The sequence below is a fragment of the Idiomarina piscisalsi genome, from assembly GCF_002211765.1.
GTDB classification, from domain to species: Bacteria; Pseudomonadota; Gammaproteobacteria; order Enterobacterales; family Alteromonadaceae; genus Idiomarina; species Idiomarina piscisalsi_A.
In genome coordinates this window covers 1,278,192-1,296,378 of the sequence record NZ_CP022133.1, presented here as the reverse complement: position 1 = coordinate 1,296,378, position 18,187 = coordinate 1,278,192, and the positions used below count along the sequence as shown (strand labels likewise).

Annotated in this window: 17 protein-coding genes; 15 read left to right on the top strand and 2 right to left on the bottom strand. The window is 45.9% G+C overall.

Annotated elements, in window-relative coordinates; genetic code table 11:
- The first annotated feature begins 2 nt into the window (after nucleotides 1-2).
- The 12 genes from CEW91_RS06245 (at nucleotide 3) to ttcA (ending at nucleotide 13,986) form a co-directional block, all read left to right on the top strand.
- Nucleotides 3-3,137 (top strand): efflux RND transporter permease subunit, encoded by a 3,135-nt coding sequence (locus tag CEW91_RS06245; RefSeq protein WP_088768167.1) that lies wholly within the window; start codon nucleotides 3-5, stop codon nucleotides 3,135-3,137.
- A 106-nt stretch (nucleotides 3,138-3,243) separates the two neighbouring features.
- The gene (locus CEW91_RS06240; RefSeq protein WP_088768166.1) at nucleotides 3,244-4,884 is read left to right on the top strand and encodes a methyl-accepting chemotaxis protein; all 1,641 of its coding nucleotides are present in this window, start codon (nucleotides 3,244-3,246) and stop codon (nucleotides 4,882-4,884) included.
- A gap of 138 nt (nucleotides 4,885-5,022) precedes the next feature.
- Nucleotides 5,023-6,459 carry a cytochrome-c oxidase, cbb3-type subunit I gene (ccoN, locus tag CEW91_RS06235; RefSeq protein WP_088768165.1) on the top strand — a complete coding sequence of 479 codons (1,437 nt, stop codon included), beginning with the start codon at nucleotides 5,023-5,025 and terminating at the stop codon, nucleotides 6,457-6,459.
- Nucleotides 6,460-6,470: 11 nt separating this feature from the next.
- The gene (gene ccoO, locus CEW91_RS06230; RefSeq protein ID WP_088768164.1) at nucleotides 6,471-7,091 is read left to right on the top strand and encodes a cytochrome-c oxidase, cbb3-type subunit II; all 621 of its coding nucleotides are present in this window, start codon (nucleotides 6,471-6,473) and stop codon (nucleotides 7,089-7,091) included.
- Complete coding sequence (locus CEW91_RS06225) at nucleotides 7,091-7,276, top strand: cbb3-type cytochrome oxidase subunit 3 (protein WP_053953649.1); 186 nt, start codon at nucleotides 7,091-7,093, stop codon at nucleotides 7,274-7,276. The genes ccoO and CEW91_RS06225 overlap by 1 nt, the downstream gene beginning before the upstream one ends.
- Nucleotides 7,269-8,222, top strand: a complete 954-nt coding sequence (gene ccoP / locus CEW91_RS06220; protein ID WP_088768163.1) for a cytochrome-c oxidase, cbb3-type subunit III — start codon at nucleotides 7,269-7,271, stop codon at nucleotides 8,220-8,222. Before CEW91_RS06225 ends, ccoP begins: the two co-directional genes overlap by 8 nt.
- Nucleotides 8,223-8,272: 50 nt before the next feature.
- The gene (locus CEW91_RS06215; RefSeq protein ID WP_088768162.1) at nucleotides 8,273-8,770 is read left to right on the top strand and encodes a FixH family protein; all 498 of its coding nucleotides are present in this window, start codon (nucleotides 8,273-8,275) and stop codon (nucleotides 8,768-8,770) included.
- A gap of 3 nt (nucleotides 8,771-8,773) precedes the next feature.
- Complete coding sequence (locus tag CEW91_RS06210) at nucleotides 8,774-11,149, top strand: heavy metal translocating P-type ATPase (RefSeq protein WP_088768161.1); 2,376 nt, start codon at nucleotides 8,774-8,776, stop codon at nucleotides 11,147-11,149.
- A complete protein-coding gene (gene ccoS / locus CEW91_RS06205) occupies nucleotides 11,146-11,361 on the top strand; it encodes a cbb3-type cytochrome oxidase assembly protein CcoS (protein ID WP_088768160.1) in 216 nt (71 codons plus the stop codon). The genes CEW91_RS06210 and ccoS overlap by 4 nt, the downstream gene beginning before the upstream one ends.
- Complete coding sequence (locus CEW91_RS06200; protein ID WP_232507038.1) at nucleotides 11,342-12,016, top strand: sulfite exporter TauE/SafE family protein; 675 nt, start codon at nucleotides 11,342-11,344, stop codon at nucleotides 12,014-12,016. The genes ccoS and CEW91_RS06200 overlap by 20 nt, the downstream gene beginning before the upstream one ends.
- A gap of 69 nt (nucleotides 12,017-12,085) precedes the next feature.
- Nucleotides 12,086-13,015 (top strand): universal stress protein UspE, encoded by a 930-nt coding sequence (uspE, locus tag CEW91_RS06195; protein WP_088768159.1) that lies wholly within the window; start codon nucleotides 12,086-12,088, stop codon nucleotides 13,013-13,015.
- 62 nt (nucleotides 13,016-13,077) lie between these two features.
- Nucleotides 13,078-13,986 (top strand): tRNA 2-thiocytidine(32) synthetase TtcA, encoded by a 909-nt coding sequence (gene ttcA, locus CEW91_RS06190; protein ID WP_088768158.1) that lies wholly within the window; start codon nucleotides 13,078-13,080, stop codon nucleotides 13,984-13,986.
- Nucleotides 13,987-14,052: 66 nt separating this feature from the next.
- On the opposite strand, the gene CEW91_RS06185 is transcribed toward ttcA, so the two are convergent.
- Together CEW91_RS06185 and CEW91_RS06180 are read right to left on the bottom strand one after the other, a co-directional pair.
- Nucleotides 14,053-14,904, bottom strand: coding sequence for a glucosaminidase domain-containing protein (locus CEW91_RS06185; protein ID WP_088768157.1), 852 nt, complete (start codon nucleotides 14,902-14,904; stop codon nucleotides 14,053-14,055).
- 18 nt (nucleotides 14,905-14,922) lie between these two features.
- A complete protein-coding gene (locus CEW91_RS06180; RefSeq protein WP_088769368.1) occupies nucleotides 14,923-15,675 on the bottom strand; it encodes a hypothetical protein in 753 nt (250 codons plus the stop codon).
- Between the two features lie 105 nt (nucleotides 15,676-15,780).
- Between CEW91_RS06180 and CEW91_RS06175 the strand changes: the two genes are divergently transcribed.
- The 3 genes from CEW91_RS06175 (at nucleotide 15,781) to hflD (ending at nucleotide 18,170) form a co-directional block, all read left to right on the top strand.
- The gene (locus CEW91_RS06175) at nucleotides 15,781-16,359 is read left to right on the top strand and encodes a pseudouridine synthase (protein WP_088768156.1); all 579 of its coding nucleotides are present in this window, start codon (nucleotides 15,781-15,783) and stop codon (nucleotides 16,357-16,359) included.
- Between the two features lie 78 nt (nucleotides 16,360-16,437).
- Nucleotides 16,438-17,553, top strand: coding sequence for a tRNA 2-thiouridine(34) synthase MnmA (gene mnmA, locus CEW91_RS06170; RefSeq protein ID WP_088768155.1), 1,116 nt, complete (start codon nucleotides 16,438-16,440; stop codon nucleotides 17,551-17,553).
- Nucleotides 17,550-18,170: a high frequency lysogenization protein HflD gene (gene hflD, locus CEW91_RS06165; protein ID WP_088768154.1), complete on the top strand. Its 621-nt coding sequence runs from the start codon at nucleotides 17,550-17,552 to the stop codon at nucleotides 18,168-18,170. Before mnmA ends, hflD begins: the two co-directional genes overlap by 4 nt.
- Nucleotides 18,171-18,187: the final 17 nt, after the last annotated feature.

Below are 18,187 nucleotides of genomic sequence, written 5' to 3'. Positions count from 1 at the left end.
TTATGATTGAAGCTCTGATACGTCACAAGCATGTCACCATTGTTGCAGTCCTGATTCTTTGTTTGTTAGGCATTTCCGCCGCCTTAAAAATACCGGTGCAAATGATTCCTGACTTGGAAGTCAGGACAATATCGGTGCAAACCAATTGGCCTGGAGCAACACCTCAGGACATCGAAAAAGAGATTTTAATAGAGCAAGAAGAATACCTTCGCACAGTGCCCAACCTACAACGCATGGAAAGTAGCGCGAGTAACGGTCAGGCATCCATTGAATTGGACTTTCCGTTTGGAATTGATGTTACCGAAACATTAATTCTAGTTAACAATGCATTAAGTCAGGTTCCGAATTACCCTGACAACGTCGATCAGCCGCGCATCTTTGCGGCTTCTTTCTCAAGCAATGCCTTTATGTACTTCCGGGTGGCTCCCCTACCCGATAACCCTAAGAATATTGACATGGTCAGGATGCGCGATTACGTCGAGGATAATGTGCGTCCACGTATGTCTTCTGTTGCAGGTGTATCACAAGTTGAAGTCAGCGGCGGTGCTCAACGGCAAGTGCGCATTCAACTAAATCGCGAAGCATTGAGTCATTATGGCTTAACCGTTACCGATGTTCAGCAGGCGCTACAACGTCGTAATGTCGATACGTCAGCCGGTGAGCTCGAGCAAAACAAACGCCGCTATTTGTTGCGCACTGTCGGTCGTTTTGACAGCCTGGAGGAAATGGAACGTACCATTATTGAGCGTAATGGCGATCGCATTATCCGACTAAAGGATGTTGCCCGTATCGACCTGAACCACTTTGAAACGAACAGTGAGTCCTGGTTTAAAGACGAGCAGGTGTTAAGCCTACAAGTAAAACGCGAGTCTGGTTCAAACGTTATTGACATAAAATATGCCATGCTTGAAGAGGTGGAACGTATTAACGAAGACCTTCTGCGCCCTGCTGGCATGCAAGTAATCCTGAATTCCGATGACGTCCGTTACGTGGAAGCCTCCATTCAAAACGTGCTTTTTAATCTGGCTCTGGGCGCATTGTTTGCCACTTTAGTCATGTATGCCTTAATGCGTTCAGGTCGCGCCACGCTCATCGCCGTTATCGGTATTCCAATATGTACATTGGCCGGCTTTATTGGCTTACTTCTGCTCGAACGAACCATCAATGTTATTTCGCTGGCTGGTATTGCCTTTGCTATTGGCATGACATTGGATAACACCATTGTCGTGCTGGAAAGCATTGAGCTGGAGAGACAAAAAGGCGCCTCACCCAAAAAGGCCGCAATATTAGGTGTCCAGCGAGTATGGACAGCGGTTCTTGCGTCAACCTTAACAACCGTGATGGTTTTCCTGCCTATCCTGTTTATTGTCCAAGAAGCGGGACAGCTCTATTCGGACATTGCTATTGCCATCTCCTCCGCTATTATCGCCTCAATGGCTGTTTCAGTCACATTGGTTCCTTTACTTTCAGCCTATTTCCCGGCAAAAGCAAAAACCGATGTAACCGACAAACTATTGAATAGCGTCGATAAAATGGCGGAATCAACTTTAACCAGTAAAAGCCGTCAATTACTGACCGTAGGCATCACTTTTATTGCAGTAGTGGTCACCTGGCTGCTTTTAACACCGCCTGCGGAATACTTACCGGAGGGGGAAGAAGCGAAAACGTTTGCCTCAATGAATGCGCCACCGGGTTACAACTTACAAACCATGTCAGCGATCGGTGATGAAATCCGGGCGATCTTCGACCCGGCTCTTATTACCGAGAGTAACGACGTGCAAAGCCCCGATGGACTCACCATACCGGCATTAAAAACCATCAGTTACAGCGTTTCGCCAACTAATATGCGGATCATTGCTGAGACTCGAAACCCGGATCGTATCGAAGAGTTAATGGATGCGATAACCACGGTTTATGAGCGTTACCCGGGAATGCGCGCGTTTGCCACTAAAGGGTCTATTATTAGCAGCAATGACGGTGGGACCCGAAGCATTAACGTTGATGTTGGGGGCAGTAATTTAGCCGAGGTCTATGACGCTGCGCGTGCCATTTATTCGCGCTCCGAGAGCGTTTTTGGTAACCCTCGCATTCAAAGTAACCCCAGCTCTTTGACGTTACAGCAACCGTTACTGGAAGTGAAACCTAATTTTGACCGTTTGGCTGAGGTGAATAGCGATGCGGAGAGTCTGGGGTTTGCCGTTGCCGCTCTGACGGATGGCGCTTTTGTCGGTGAGTTCTTTCAGGGGGACGATAAAATCGATATGTATTTATTCAGTCAAGACGAAACCAACGTCAAACCGGATGACTTAAATACCATGCCCGTTCTTCAGTATCAGGGACGTCCCCTGCCGCTATCGGCGCTAGCCGAAGTCAAAGAAACAGTCGATACCAGCACGGTGCGTCGAGTCGATAGCCGCAGAACGGTCACCTTAAATATTATTCCACCCGATGATGTACCGCTGGAATTGGGGGTGCAGACCGTTCAAAGTGACGTGATTCAACACTTGCGTGAGCAAGGTGTTATTAGTAAAGATATCACAACGCAATTGTCGGGAGCGGCGGACCAGCTAGCAGAAACGCAAGCAGCTCTCAGTCAAAACTATCTGCTTTCGGTCGCCATCGTTTATTTACTCATGGTGGCAATATTCGCTCATTGGGGATACCCACTGCTTATTATGTTGACCATTCCAATGGGTATCAGTGCCGGCATTCTTGGTCTAGCGATAATGAATGGCGTTGGCGACTTACTGCCATTACTGGGGATGAAACCGTTGAGTCAACCGTTCGATATGATAACCATGCTGGGATTTTTGATACTCATGGGAACCGTTATCAATAATCCGATATTGGTCGTTGAGCGCGCTGTTTATTTGCGTGATAAAGAAAACTACGCGCTTATTGATGCTATAAAAGAAGGCCTACGCTCTCGTGTCCGACCTATCACGATTACCACTTTGACAACCTTGTGCGGGATTGCACCATTGGTGTTCATTCCTGGCGAAGGGACTGAGCTTTACCGTGGCGTTGGCATTATTGTGATGTTCGGTTTAATAGGCGCGGCTGTCGTTACTATTGTTACATTACCAGCGCTTTCTGCCCTACTATTGAAGGAGCAACGAAACGCTAAACCTGAATAGGATGCTTTTTAAACACGTTCTTTGACTTTGGTCTACTTTCCTTTGCGTAAAGAAAAGGTAAATTAAGACGATATAAAAACATAATTAAAAAAGTTAAGGAACGGCCATGAAGTTAATACAGCGTCTTAGCATTACCCAACGGCTTGTCACTTTGTTAGGAATCGCTGCTTTCGGCACCGCCCTAATGGTGGCGTTTATGATGTTTATTTTAAACGGACTTCTAATCGATGAAGAAAAGCGCAAGCTCGATGCTGTATTAGACGCCGCCCACACCATTGCTAGTTATTATCACGAACAGGCTGAAAGCGGCCAATTGACAGAACAGCAAGCCCGTCAGCAAGCTTTTAATCGCCTTGATGAAATTCGGTATGAAGGAGCGGAATATATTTTTACGCTTAACCGCCAAGGCGAAATGGTTCAGCACCCTTTCACTAAATCTCTAGTTGGTAAGAATGTGTTGTCCTACGAAGACCCTGAAGGTACTCGCTTATTCCAGGAGATGATCAATAAAGCGCGCTCTAGCGATCGAGGTACCGTCGAGTACATTTGGCAAAAAGGCAGCGATAGTAACAATTTGGTTTCTAAGGTCAGCCGAATTCGGGTTTTCGAGCCCTGGAATATCATTCTTGGCACCGGACAATACACCGATAACATTGCAACTATTTTATGGCAGGAGTTTTTTAAACTGGCCGGCTTAGCGTTGGTGCTGGCTGTTCCTTTGATGCTCTTGTTTATCCTCATCATCCGTTCGATTACACGACCGCTTAAAACCATTAACAACGCCATGGTCGATATAGCCGAAGGTGAAGGTGACTTAACTCGTCGCTTAAACGATACGGGGTCTGATGAACTGGCGAGATTGGCTGCATCATTTAATACCTTTGTACATAAAATACAACAGTTAGTGCAAAGTGTTCAGGAAAGTGCTCAACGTGAAAGTGAGGCCGCGAAAAAGCTGATAGAACTGTCTTCCAGCAGTAGTCAGCAGAGCGACGAGTTGAGTTCACAAACGGGCTCCGTCGCAACCGCAATTACTGAGCTTTCTTCGTCTGCGGCTGAGGTAGCGGATCATGCTCGTCAGGCTGCCGATTCTGCAAATACCGCTGATGAAGAAGCCGGTCGCTCTGCTGTCATTGTGCGCGAATCCGTGAATAACATTGAGGCACTGACAAAAGAGCTTAAGAAAGCGGGTGACCAAGCTCGTTTGCTTCAGGACGGTTCAGAAAAAATTGGTAATATTCTGGGTGTCATTGTCGCTATCGCTGAACAAACCAACTTACTGGCGTTGAACGCCGCTATTGAAGCCGCTCGTGCCGGTGATGCGGGGCGTGGGTTTGCCGTTGTGGCTGATGAGGTACGAACACTGGCAACACGCACACAACACTCAACCGATGAAATTTCCGGCATTGTTGACAGCATTCAGGGTGCCATAAAAGACGTTAGCCAAATCATTACGGACGTTGAAGGCCGTTCTGCTTCAACGAATGAGGAAGCGCTAAAAGCAGAACAGGCTATTAGTCAAATCCAGGAAGCTGTTGCAAACATCTCGACCATGAATGTTCAGATAGCTTCGGCCACAGACGAACAAAGCCGAGTCACCAAAGATTTGAACGAAAACATCACTGGTATTTCTGATCTTTCTCACGCAAATCAGGAAGCAAATGCCCAAGTTGCTGAAGTCAGTCAGGATCTTAATAAAAACAGTGTTGATTTAAGTCAACTTGTGAGCCGCTTTAAAACGCAATAACCTTGAAAGTTATGGGGATACTGGCAATATCCCCCTGTACCTTTTTGAACATAAAGCGTAAAATGAAGGTACTTTTACAAGGAGTGTGTCTGGTAAAAGTCTCCTTTTTCCTGATCTTAATCATTGCGGATTTAAAAGATGAGTCAAACTATTCCACAACAACCGAACGAATATAATATGAAGGTCGTCCGGCAGTTTACTGTCATGACCATTATTTGGGGTATCGTCGGTATGGCGTTAGGTGTGTTAATTGCAGCCCAGCTCGTCTGGCCTGAACTTAACTTTAATACACCTTGGCTAACCTACTCGCGTCTTCGCCCTCTTCATACCAACGCCGTTATTTTCGCGTTTGGTACCAGTGCGCTTTTTGCCACCTCTTATTATGTGGTGCAAAAAACCTGTAAAGTGAGTCTTTTCTCAGACAAACTTGCTGCTTTTACCTTTTGGGGTTGGCAAGCCGTTATTGTTGCCGCAGTTATTACGCTGCCACTCGGTTTAACCAGCACCAAAGAATACGCTGAGCTTGAATGGCCAATCGATATTCTTATCGCGATAGTCTGGATTGCTTACCTCATCGTATTTTTTGGAACATTAGCCATTCGTAAAACCTCGCATATTTATGTTGCGAACTGGTTCTACGGCGGCTTTATTGTCGTTATTGCGATGCTACACATTGTTAACAGCCTGGCTGTACCGGTAGACTTTACTAAGTCATACTCTATGTACTCAGGTGCTGTCGACGCTATGGTTCAATGGTGGTACGGGCACAACGCTGTTGGTTTCCTATTGACTGCTGGTTTCCTGGGTATGATGTATTACTTCGTACCTAAGCAGGCAGAACGTCCGGTTTACTCATACCGTTTATCCGTTGTTCACTTCTGGGCACTTATTTCACTGTATATTTGGGCCGGTCCTCACCATCTGCATTACACCGCTTTGCCTGACTGGACTCAGTCGGTCGGTATGGTCATGTCAGTTATCTTGTTCGTACCCTCTTGGGGTGGCATGATCAACGGTATCATGACACTCTCTGGTGCTTGGCATAAATTGCGTACTGACCCAATCTTGCGCTTCTTAATTGTCTCATTGTCGTTCTACGGCATGTCGACCTTCGAAGGTCCAATGATGGCAATTAAATCGGTTAACGCCCTGTCTCACTATACAGACTGGACAGTTGGCCACGTACACTCAGGTGCACTTGGCTGGGTTGCAATGATTACCATTGGCTCTATGTACTACTTAGTACCTCGCCTGTTTAACCAAAAAGAAATTCACAGCGTTAAGTTGGTGAATGTGCATTTCTGGTTACACACTATCGGTGTTGTTTTCTACATCGTCTCTATGTGGATTTCAGGTGTGATGCAAGGCTTAATGTGGCGCGCAACCAACTCTGACGGAACTCTCACCTACAGCTTTGTTGAAAGCGTTCAGGCGTCTTACCCGTTCTGGACTGGCCGCTTTATTGGTGGCGTCTTCATTGTCGTAGGTATGCTGTTAATGGCATATAACTGTTATAAAACCATTCGTGCTGGCCGTCGTGAGACTGCCGCAGGCAACGTCGTACAAACAGCCTGAGGGGGAAGAAAATGAGTCGCTTTAAACACGAATTTGTTGAAAAGAACTTAGGCTGGCTGTCTATTTTCATGATAATCGCAGTGTCTATCGGTGGTTTGGTTGAAATTACACCGTTGTTATTTCAAAACCAGACTAACGAGCCTATTAAAGGCTTGAAGCCATACACCGCACTTGAACTTGAAGGTCGCGACATCTACATGCGTGAAGGTTGTAACAACTGTCACAGCCAGATGATTCGTCCATTCCGTGCAGAAACAGAGCGTTATGGTCACTACTCATTAGCGGGCGAACACGTTTGGGAATTCCCTCACTTGTGGGGCTCTAAACGTACCGGACCAGATTTGGCTCGTGTTGGCGGTCGTTACAGTGACGAGTGGCACTATGTTCACTTAATGAACCCACGTAATGTGGTACCAGAGTCGAACATGCCGGCGTTTCCTTGGTTAGCTGAAAATAAACTAACTGGCGACAAAACTGCGAAGAAAATGGAAGTGATGCGTTCTCTTGGCGTTCCGTATACCGATGAAGATATTGCCGGTGCCAAAGAAGCTGTTCAGGGCGAAACTGAAATGGATGCGCTTATTGCGTACCTTCAGTCGCTGGGTACCGCTTTACAGCAGGCCGATAAATAATGGATTACGGAACTTGGCGCGGCGTGTTTAGCCTGATCATCCTGGCAATTTTCATTGCCATTGTGTTCTGGGCTTTCAGCCGCCGCAGTAAAAAACAATTTGATGAAGCCGCCAACTCTATTTTCGAAGACGAGGCTTCATCAACGACTAATAGCGACAAACCGGAGTCGAAGAAAGATGAGTAGCTTCTGGAGTGCATGGATCATTGTTTTAACGCTAGGCCTTTTATTCGTTCTAATCTGGCTGCTGCGTTGGAACATGAAGAACTACACACACATCGAAGAAGGTCAGGAAATGGACCACGAATTCGATGGCATTGTAGAAATGAATAACCCACTACCTAAATGGTGGACGTATCTGTTTTGGGCGTGTTTTGTTTGGGGCTTTATCTACTTAGCACTATATCCTGGTCTAGGTAACTTTCAGGGATTATTAGGCTGGAAAAGCTCTAACCAAGACGTTCAGTCGTTAGAAGAATCTCGTCAGGCAATGAAAGAAGCCAAAGAACAAGGCTTGATTGTTGAATATGACCGCGCGGTTCGTGACGCTGAAGAAAAGTATGGACCTATCTTTGAAGCTTATGCTCAACAGCCTATCGAAGAGTTGGCTCATAACGAAGATGCATTGGATGTCGGTCAGCGTTTGTTCTTGCAAAACTGTGCCCAGTGCCATGGTTCAAACGCAATGGGTGGTCAGGGTTTCCCTAACCTAACGGATGATGCTTGGTTATACGGTGGTTCTCCAGACGCTATTAAAACGACGCTATTACAAGGTCGTCAAGGCAACATGCCGGCATTTGGCGAGCAGTTCAGTGACAAGCAAATTACGGAGCTTGCTAACTATGTTGCGAGTCTAAGTGGTCGTGACCGTGATCCTGACTTGGTTGAAGCTGGCAAAGCCAACTTTGCAGTTTGTAGTGCCTGCCACGGCGCCGACGGTAAAGGTAATCAACAGTTAGGCGCTCCTAACTTAACCGATAACGTTTGGCTATATGGCGGTTCAATTAATAAAATTGAAGAAACGCTGAAGCATGGCCGTAATGGTGTTATGCCTGCCTGGAAAGATATTCTGGGTGAGGATAAAATACACGTTATATCGGCTTATGTTTACTCGCTCTCTGACGACGAGTAAAAGGAAATCACAAGCCCCGCTACGGCGGGGTTTTTTGTAAGAGGTTTACTATGCAACAACCTTGGTATAAGCAGTTCTGGCCTTGGTTTCTTATTTCCCTTCCTGTTACGGTAATGATCGTTTGCGGCGTTATTATTTATCTGTCCGTAAGCCAGGGTAATTTTTCAATGGTCGTTGATGACTATTACAAACGCGGCAAAACCATTAATGCAATTATTGAGCACGTTGAAGAAGCGCAGCGACGTGATATTAGCTTTGAATTCATCGCCAATAATGGTGTTTTTGAGCTGCGCTATAAAACTGGAAAGCCAAAAGAACTGAGCGCTTTGAAAGTCCATTTCGTACACGCAACACAAGCATCCAAAGATTTCGATTTAATGGTGACAGGCAGCGCAGGCGGAACCTACCGAGCGGATATTCCGGAAAATATTGATGGTAAATGGACCATTACGGTTGAACCATTCGATGGTGTCTGGAAAGTCAGCGAAAAATATCAGTTACCCAAAGCTGAATTTACGCCGTTGCGCCCTCTTTTATATGGCGTTTAAGCAATGGAATGTTTTCACTGTTTACAGCCAGTACCAAAGGGCGTCGATTTAACCGTCCGTTATAGAGGTGAAGAAAAAGCCGTTTGTTGTGCTGGTTGTGAAGCGGTGGCTAATACGATAATTCAGCACAACCTCGACGCGTATTATCAGCACCGCGATGAGAAACCTCTGGAAACACCGCTCCTTCCGGACGAACTCAAGCAGTTAACGCTTTATGACCACCCGGATATTCAAAAAGAATTTATTCGTGATGCCGGCGACAGCATACAAATAGCGACACTCACCGTTGAAAATATTACTTGCGGTGCCTGCGGATGGTTAATAGAACAAGAGTTGGTGCGCTTGCAGGGAGTACATAAAGCGGTCGTTAATGTTAGCAGCCGTCGTTTACAGGTACACTGGAACGATACCACGTTAAAGTTGAGTGACATACTGCAAACCTTAGCCCGTATTGGCTATAAAGCGCTTCCCTTCCAACCCAACGAAGCAGAACATCAATACGAAAAGCAACGTAAGGGATACATTAAGCGCTTAGGCGTTGCCGGTATCGCCACGATGCAAGTGATGATGGTGGCCTTTGGATTATATTTTGGTGTCGGCGGTGACTTATCGGAAAGCCTACAACGATTTCTTTGGGTTGTTAGCCTGGTATTTGCTACCCCCGTTATTTTATACAGTGCACAGCCATTTTATGCCGGTGCGTTGAGAGGCCTTCAGGCGAGTAAGCTGAACATGGATATTCCGGTGTCCATTGCATTATTAGGAGCCTACAGCGCCAGTGTGTACGCAACTATCACCAATACCGGAGAAGTGTACTTTGAGTCTATCTCAATGTTTACCTTCTTCTTATTAACCGGCCGCTTTTTAGAGTTATTAGCCAAAGAAAAGGCGTTACGTTTCGCGACAAACAGGCTAACGTTGCTTCCCAAGCTCGCCGTTCGCGAGGTTGGCGAAGGCACAGAAGAAATCGCAGTTCGCCAGTTAAAGGTCGGCGATATTATTCGGGTTAAGCCCGGAGAAACGCTACCAGCCGATGGAAACCTGCTCACTGACAAAGCGCAAGTAGATGAAAGCCTTTTAACCGGAGAAAGTCGTCCCGCGTCAAAGATAAAAGGCGACAAAGTGGTTGCCGGCAGTCTGAATCAGAGCTCTCCTATTCGTGTAGAAGTGACTGAGGTGGCTCAGCAAACGGTGCTTGCCGGTATCATTGCGATGCAAGACGCCGCTTTAGCCGACAAACCCAAAGTTCAACAAGTGATTGATAAAGTTGCGGGCTATTTCATTGCCGGTATTCTTTTAACCGCAACAGTTACCTTCTTAGCTTGGTGGTTTATCAATCCTGAGCATGCTTTGTGGGTGACATTGGCGGTATTGGTTGCCACCTGCCCTTGTGCACTGTCGTTAGCCGCTCCAACCGCGCTAACCGGCATTATTCATCGGTTGAATAATGATGGCATCTTGTTAAAAAATGCCGATGTGATTGAGTCGGTAAAAAGCTTAAAAACAGTATTTCTGGATAAAACCGGCACCTTAACCGAAGGTAAATTTAAGTTACTTTCAAAGCTTGATTATGCAAAGTCTCATCACAATGATGCTCTGACAGCAGGTCTTGAGAGTCACTCTGAGCACCCTATTGCCGCACCATTAAAGCAGCTTTCAGTACAGCCAGTCAGCTTCGAGAGCGTCGAGAACTACCAAGGTCTTGGGTTAGAAGGTATTGCAAACGGTGTTCGCTACCGCATTGGTAGCCGGACTTTTATTCAGCAGTGGCATCCTCAACACCAGCCTGAAGGTCAACATCAGGTTGTGCTTGCCAGCGAAGCGCAAGTGTTAGCCGAATACCATGTCGATGATCAGTTGCGCTCAGGTGCGTCAGAAACAATCACAACGCTGAAGCAACAAGGGTACACACCGATTATTGTCAGCGGAGACAGCAAAGACAGAGTTGAGAAAGTCGCTAACACGCTAGGTATCAAAAACTGGCATGGTGAAACAAAGCCTGAAGACAAACTTAGCTTGATTATTGATGCGCAAAGCAGCGGTCAAACGGTGTGGATGGTTGGTGATGGCATAAACGACAGCCCGGTGCTCGCGCAGGCTGACCTTTCTATGACCTTTTCAAGTGCGTCTGACCTCGCTCAAACGTCAGCGGATATTATTTTAATGGGTGAGTCGCTTTGGCAAATTGAAACGGTTATTAAGGGTGCGACAAAAGTACGCAGCATTATGCGGCAGAATTTCAGTTGGGCTTTGCTGTATAATGTCAGCATATTACCCTTTGCAGCGCTTGGCTTTGTTGCGCCATGGGCAGCCGCGTTGGGAATGTCACTAAGTTCCTTATTGGTTATTGCCAATTCATTAAGGCTTTATAAAAAATGAGTGTTATTTACGCATTAATTCCGGTAGCAATTATTTTTGTGATTATCGCTATAGCCATCTTTTTCTGGGCGGTTCGTTCCGATCAGTTTGAGGATATTGAGCGTCAGGGTCTTAATATTTTAATGGACGACGATAAGCCTAAGGGAACGGATAACGAAGAGTCAAACGAGCAAAATAAAAAGCCGGATAGTGATGATGACATCAAGCGCTGATTATATAACTGCCCTGATGATGGGCTTAGCGGGCGCCGGGCATTGCTTAGTCATGTGCGGTGGCATAGCCAGCGCAATTGGCGTCCGCTCTAAGCCTTATATGGTCTGGGTTTATAATCTGGGACGTATTACGTCTTACATTGTCATTGGGACGCTTGTTGGTGCTGCGATAGGGCTAATATCCCCCGACGGTTCATACACGACGGTCATACTCCGCTGGCTCGCCGCCCTATTTTTATTGTTGCTTGGTTTGTACTTTACCGGCTGGTTTTCCGGACTCGTTTATATAGAAAAACTTGCGGCTCCACTTTGGCGAAAAATACAACCGTTTGCAGGACGTTTAAAGAATAGGCAGGGTCTTGTTAATACCTTCTTGGCCGGTGCTTTATGGGGCTGGTTGCCTTGTGGCATGGTTTACACTGCATTAAGTTGGGCCGCCATTAGCGGTACTGCGCATGGTGGCGCGTTAACAATGGCTTTCTTTGGTCTCGGCACCCTCCCTGCCATGATAGCTGCCGGCCACTTTAGTCAATTTCTGCACAACTTTCTAAAAGCCCGTGGTGTCCGAATCGCAATGGGAATACTCCTGATTGTTTATGCTCTTTGGAGTTTCGTGACGCTGATCAAACCTTTTTTCCATTCAGCTGGTCATTAAAGGCTTCAAATTCGCTATTCATCAGCTATTCTTAAGTAAGAAGCATGACTCTCTAATTAAGGAATAAAGATGAATAGCTTTAATAAGTTACTGGTCGTCCTGGACCCTGCTGATGAACAGCATAAAGCACTCAAACGGGCGATGCATATGGCGCGTCTTAACCCCGATTGTAAACTCACTTTATTCCTTTCTATTTACGACTTTTCGTACGAAATGACCACCATGCTATCGAGTGAAGAGCGAGACATTATGCGCTCAAACCTCATCGCTGACAGGAAGGCCTGGATTGATGACTTACTCAGTGAGTTTGATACTGAGAATGTACAGATAGAGAAAGAAGTGGTTTGGCACAACCGTCCTTTTGAAGCGATTATCGAAGAAGTGCTGAAGAATAACCACGAACTTCTGATTAAAGGCACTCAGGTAAGCCCAAGCTTTCAAAACCTTCTGTTTACACCGACCGATTGGCATTTATTAAGAAAAGCGCCTTGTGCCGTGCTACTTGTGAAAGAACACGAATGGCCAAGCCATGGTCAAATTATCGCAGCCGTCCACACAGGCTCCGAAGACGAGCATCACCAACAGCTAAACAAACGGATTATCGAGCACGCTCAAGCCATGAGCAAAACACTGGATGCCAGCGTGCATTTGGTGAATGCTTATCCAAGCGCACCGGTGAACATTGCTGTCGAAATTCCAGAGTTCGATGTCACTGAATACTCCGACGCGTTGGAACAACACCACATTAATAGAATGGCGGCGTTAGGTCGTGAATTTGGCATATCCTCCCATGCACAACATCTTTCTCAAGGCTTGCCGGAACAAGTAATCCCCGATTTTGCGAAGCAACTGGATGCGGAGCTGGTGGTGTTGGGCACTATTGGTCGCACAGGTATTAGTGCCGCCCTACTTGGCAATACCGCAGAGCATGTATTAGACCAAATAAACTGTGATGTACTGGCAATAAAACCGGATGATTTTAAATGCCCTCTCGCTTGATGCGCAGCGCTTAGGTATAATCCGCGCGTTATTTTAAGCTAGTCGGGTAAACGGGAGCCACAATGGCAAACAGCAGTCAGTACAGTTTTAATAAGCTGCAAAAACGAATTCGCCGCGAAACGGGTAAAGCCATTCAAGATTTTGGTATGATTGAAGACGGTGACCACATTATGGTTTGCCTGTCCGGCGGTAAAGACAGCTACACCCTACTCGATACCCTTATGTACTTGCAGCGTGTGGCGCCTATTCAGTTCTCTCTCGTTGCCGTTAATCTTGACCAGAAGCAACCTGGCTTCCCAGAGCACGTATTGCCTAATTACTTAAATTCACTTGGTGTCGACTACCAAATTGTTGAAGAAGACACTTACAGTATCGTTAAGGACAAAATCCCTGAAGGCAAAACAACTTGCTCGCTATGCTCTCGCTTGCGACGTGGGATATTGTATCGAACGGCGAAAGAGCTAAGGGCCACCAAAATAGCGCTGGGTCATCATCGCGATGATATGATCGAAACCCTGTTTTTGAACCTGTTTCACGGCGGCAAGCTAAAATCAATGCCCCCAAAACTTGCCAGTGATAACGGGGAGCATGTTGTCATTCGACCGCTTGCGTATAACAAAGAAAAAGACATTGAGCAGTACTCGCAAGCCATGGAATTCCCTATTATTCCGTGTAACTTGTGCGGATCTCAGGAAAACTTGCAGCGTAAACAAATAAAACAAATGCTAAACCAGTGGGATAGACAATTTCCCGGACGAATAGAAAGCATTTTTACAGCAATGCAAAATGTCGCACCTTCTCACCTTGCTGACAATAATCTGTTTGATTTTCTGGCGGTAATGGCTGATGGCGTAGCAAAAGAAGATGGCGATAAAGCCTTTGATAATGAACCGATTCAAAATAATAACTTTGCAACGGCAGTCGACACAGAAACCAGTGTAAAGAGTATCAATATAAAACAACTGGCCTGAATGAGTTCTACTGTTGCCCAATAAAAAAGCCCCTGTCGGGGCTTTTTTGTTTTGTCGCGGATGAGGCTACTGCGGCGCCGCCTCACTGCTCGCTTCCGTATCTAACTGCTGACGTACTTCATTGACAATCGGACGGTTGATACGAATCATCGCTCGTAACTCTTCAATGTACTCAACGCCTCGCTCCGAGTAGCTTTCGAGCCCTACAATGAGGTCACTTGCTGTAATCGCCTCATTCTCGAGACGTTTTTGCTCTCGTAATAAACGCAAGTCTAAATAAGCACCGTGAGTATTTATGTTACGCATGTAACTTTTTACCGAATCATTCACTGAGTCGAATTTAGCGACTTCGTGACGACCGTCTTCTTCACGGCCCTTAGGAACAAGCCCACAACCTCTGACGTAACACCATTGGCCAAACAAATTAAGTCCCATCCGAGAGAAACGAGAAGTTCCCCAGCCTGACTCATTAGCCGCCTGAACAAGAACCATCATCTCCGGAATAATGTCCATACGACGTTTCAACAAACCAAACAGGTTGTCATCGACTTCAATGTCTTCTTCCAGACGGTAGTAATCTATCCACTCGTCAATTTTCTGCTGATCTTCGGCTGTTAAATTGCCCTCTTTATAGCGATTATAAACGTCTTTTAAATAAGCACGCTCGTGCAAAATGCGAATATTCTCCGCTTCAACCATTGGCAGTAAAAACCGGAAAAATGATTCCTTTTTCTCCGACACATCCGTCATTGCCGAAAACTCTGGCATCGTCGTCTGCGTTTTCACCTCAGGAATTGGCGGTAAATGCGCAACCACTGAAGCGTCTTCCTCTTTAGCTGGCTCCTTTGGAATAAACCAAGGCGTTAACAGCGCCGCAATACAAAGAACAATGAATAAAATTATCGTAACTATTCGCATATATTCCTCAAATAAGCCTTAAATAGAAATATTGTCAGACGGCTCTGGGTCATCGTTATTAATAATAGTTACGCCAATAATATCTTTATAGACCACACCAATCAGGTTATAAATCATTGGCAACATCCAAATCAAACCTAAGCCAAATGGAATAATCGCCAAAAACAAAGCACCCATAATGAGTAAAAAGAGCACAATAAATTTTGGCAACTTGTAGTGGGTAATGCGGAAAGAGTAATACAGTGCATTCAATGGGCCGGTACCACGCTCGATAACCAACGGCATAGCTAAAGCCAGAACCACGGTTAAATACAGCGAGCCAAGTAGCCCTAAATTCGGATGTAATTGCCCCAGTAGCAAAGTCAGAATAATATTTAAAACGGTCGCAATTAATGAGACTACAATAAGCGGCATTAAGCGCTGAAAACCGTCAAATACTTGTGTCGCTTTTGTTTTTATATCAACGCTGTGTTTTATGCCCATCAGCATAAGGCCACCGAGCAATGGCGCATTAATAACCGCTTGAATAATACTGGTGACAAACTGCAGTTCCAGCGAGTTTTCAAAACTTTCCAACGAGAAGAAATTAATCAGCACCAGTACCATTAACACGTTAATGCCGAATAAAATTAAAAAGCCGCCTAACAAAGAGCCAAGATGGTTCTTAGTGACATTAAATGATTGCTCTATGACACTTTTTAACGAAAAATCGTACTTACCAGTTAACGCATCGGTTAATGAGCCGCCTACTATTAGCTTGTTATCATTCACAAAAATTACCACACTTTAATTGCTGAGTCGGTTAAAATAGCGCCCGCTATACTAGAGCATACGCATCGACAATCCAATAAATTCGATAACCCCTGAAGGAGTATCATGCAGAAAAAGCGTAAAGAACGTCCTGCGAACCCCAAATTGGTTTTGCTTAATAAACCTTACGGTGTTCTATCGCAATTTAGTGGTGAAGCTGACGATGATACCTTAAAAAATTATATTCCTCATAAGGATGTTTATCCTGCCGGGCGTCTCGACAAAGATAGCGAAGGCTTGCTGCTGCTTACCAACGACGGTGTCTATCAGGCGAGACTTGCGAACCCTAAGTATAAGGTATGGAAGACATATTGGGTTCAAGTCGAAGGCGAGCCGACTGAAGAGCAACTGGAAGCACTTCGTCACGGTGTTGAGCTAAAAGATGGCCTAACCCGCCCGGCAGAAGCTTTTGTTATGCCCGAGCCGAATAACTTATGGCCCCGTAACCCGCCGATTAGAGAGCGAAAGTCGATTCCGGACACATGGCTTTGCATAAAAATAAGAGAAGGCAAAAACAGACAGGTTCGTCGCATGACAGCACACGTTGGACTACCAACGTTAAGGTTGATAAGAGCCGCAGTCGGCCCTTTTCAGTTAAAAGGATTACAGCCGGGACAATGGCGTGAAGAGCCTCCGGTTTGGTAAACCTTTGACTACCGCTGTGACGGTGAAAATGATAGAATACGCGCCAATTTTAGTACGCCAAAACGTCCGAGCAAATTTATGAGTGAAGCAGTAAAAAAAGTCATTGTCGGAATGTCCGGAGGAGTCGACTCCTCTGTCTCAGCATATCTTCTAAAACAACAGGGCTACCATGTTGAAGGCCTGTTTATGAAAAACTGGGAAGAAGACGACACGGACGAGTATTGTGCGGCCGCCGACGACTTGGCTGACGCTGAAAAAGTCTGTGAAACATTGGGTATTGAGCTGCACACCATTAACTTTGCTGCGGAATACTGGGATAACGTGTTTGAGTATTTCCTGGAAGAGTACAGAGCCGGCCGTACTCCGAACCCGGACATCATGTGCAACAAAGAGATTAAGTTTAAAGCCTTTCTTGAGTTTGCTGCCGAAGCGCTGGACGCCGATTATATCGCCACAGGCCATTATGTTCGCCGCCAATATGACGGCAAAAAATGGCAAATGCTGCGTGGATTGGACAATAACAAAGATCAAAGCTACTTCTTGTATACACTGAGTCATGAGCATATCGCGCAGACGCTATTTCCGGTTGGCGAACTGGAAAAGCCTGAAGTTCGACGTATTGCCGAGGAACAAGGCTTAGTAACGGCGGATAAAAAAGACTCTACCGGTATTTGTTTTATTGGTGAACGTAAGTTTAAAGATTTTCTACAGCAGTATCTGCCGGCTAAGCCTGGTGACATCGAAACCGTCGACGGTGATGTTCTTGGGCAACATGAAGGCTTGATGTACCACACGCTTGGTCAACGCAAAGGTTTACATATTGGTGGACTGGCTAACGCTTCTGACGACCCTTGGTATGTGGTCGATAAGGACGTTGAACGTAACGTACTGATTGTTGCACAAGGCAAGAACCACCCTCGCCTGTACTCTAAAGGTTTAATTGCCGGCCAGCTGCATTGGGTGAACCGGGAAGCGCCTGCGGAACCGTTCCGCTGTGCCGTAAAAACGCGTTATCGTCAAAACGATATCGCCTGTCAGGTAACACCATTAAACAATGGTGACGTTCATGTTGAGTTTGACGACCCCGTTGCGGCAGTTACACCAGGCCAGTCAGCGGTGTTCTATATCGATAACGTCTGCCTTGGGGGCGGTATTATTGAAAAACGCCTGACCGATTTTGAGGTAAAACTATGAACGACTGGCAACAGCGAGTTATTGCATTAGCCGGTATGTCATTAAGTGCCGCTGCGGTACAAAAAATAGCGCGCAGCGGCAGTTTGTATCCAGAATCCATTACCGACACATTAGTTCACAGTGTGTTACAACAGTCGCCCGACTCCATCGAACAGGTTTACGGTGGATTAGCGAATATCCAGCCTGGTTTACAGACATTTGTTCGCCAAATTGGCAGCAGTTCCCAAAAAGACGTTGAGGTGACGCGCTATTTAATTGGTATGCTGCACCTCTCAAGACGCTTATTGAAAGAACCCAAAGTTTTGGACGAACTGGGTCAGCGCATTTCACAAATAAAGCGCCAAAAAGAAGAGTTTGGCTTTGAACAATACCGCATTTTAGAGAGTATGGCTGGCGTATACCGTGAGTTAATAAGCCCACTAGGTCAGCCTATTCGAATCAATGGTAAACCAGAGGTGTTAAAATCCGATGCTAATCAGCATCATATCCGTGCCCTGTTACTTGCTGGCGTACGCAGTGCCATACTCTGGAATCAAGTCGGTGGTAAGCGTCGCCATTTCATTTTTTCAAGAAAACAGATGCTGAAAGCCGCTCAGCAGCTACTTCAACTTGCTTAATATATAACTCGGAGAAC

Bases quoted from the DNA above. Each gene is read 5' to 3' on its own strand.
- CEW91_RS06245 (WP_088768167.1), top strand. From the start codon at position 3: ATGATTGAAGCTCTGATACGTCACAAGCATGTCACCATTGTTGCAGTC.
- CEW91_RS06240 (WP_088768166.1), top strand. From the start codon at position 3,244: ATGAAGTTAATACAGCGTCTTAGCATTACCCAACGGCTTGTCACTTTG.
- ccoN (WP_088768165.1), top strand. From the start codon at position 5,023: ATGAGTCAAACTATTCCACAACAACCGAACGAATATAATATGAAGGTC.
- ccoO (WP_088768164.1), top strand. From the start codon at position 6,471: ATGAGTCGCTTTAAACACGAATTTGTTGAAAAGAACTTAGGCTGGCTG.
- CEW91_RS06225 (WP_053953649.1), top strand. From the start codon at position 7,091: ATGGATTACGGAACTTGGCGCGGCGTGTTTAGCCTGATCATCCTGGCA.
- ccoP (WP_088768163.1), top strand. From the start codon at position 7,269: ATGAGTAGCTTCTGGAGTGCATGGATCATTGTTTTAACGCTAGGCCTT.
- CEW91_RS06215 (WP_088768162.1), top strand. From the start codon at position 8,273: ATGCAACAACCTTGGTATAAGCAGTTCTGGCCTTGGTTTCTTATTTCC.
- CEW91_RS06210 (WP_088768161.1), top strand. From the start codon at position 8,774: ATGGAATGTTTTCACTGTTTACAGCCAGTACCAAAGGGCGTCGATTTA.
- ccoS (WP_088768160.1), top strand. From the start codon at position 11,146: ATGAGTGTTATTTACGCATTAATTCCGGTAGCAATTATTTTTGTGATT.
- CEW91_RS06200 (WP_232507038.1), top strand. From the start codon at position 11,342: ATGATGACATCAAGCGCTGATTATATAACTGCCCTGATGATGGGCTTA.
- uspE (WP_088768159.1), top strand. From the start codon at position 12,086: ATGAATAGCTTTAATAAGTTACTGGTCGTCCTGGACCCTGCTGATGAA.
- ttcA (WP_088768158.1), top strand. From the start codon at position 13,078: ATGGCAAACAGCAGTCAGTACAGTTTTAATAAGCTGCAAAAACGAATT.
- CEW91_RS06185 (WP_088768157.1), bottom strand. From the start codon at position 14,904: ATGCGAATAGTTACGATAATTTTATTCATTGTTCTTTGTATTGCGGCG.
- CEW91_RS06175 (WP_088768156.1), top strand. From the start codon at position 15,781: ATGCAGAAAAAGCGTAAAGAACGTCCTGCGAACCCCAAATTGGTTTTG.
- mnmA (WP_088768155.1), top strand. From the start codon at position 16,438: ATGAGTGAAGCAGTAAAAAAAGTCATTGTCGGAATGTCCGGAGGAGTC.
- hflD (WP_088768154.1), top strand. From the start codon at position 17,550: ATGAACGACTGGCAACAGCGAGTTATTGCATTAGCCGGTATGTCATTA.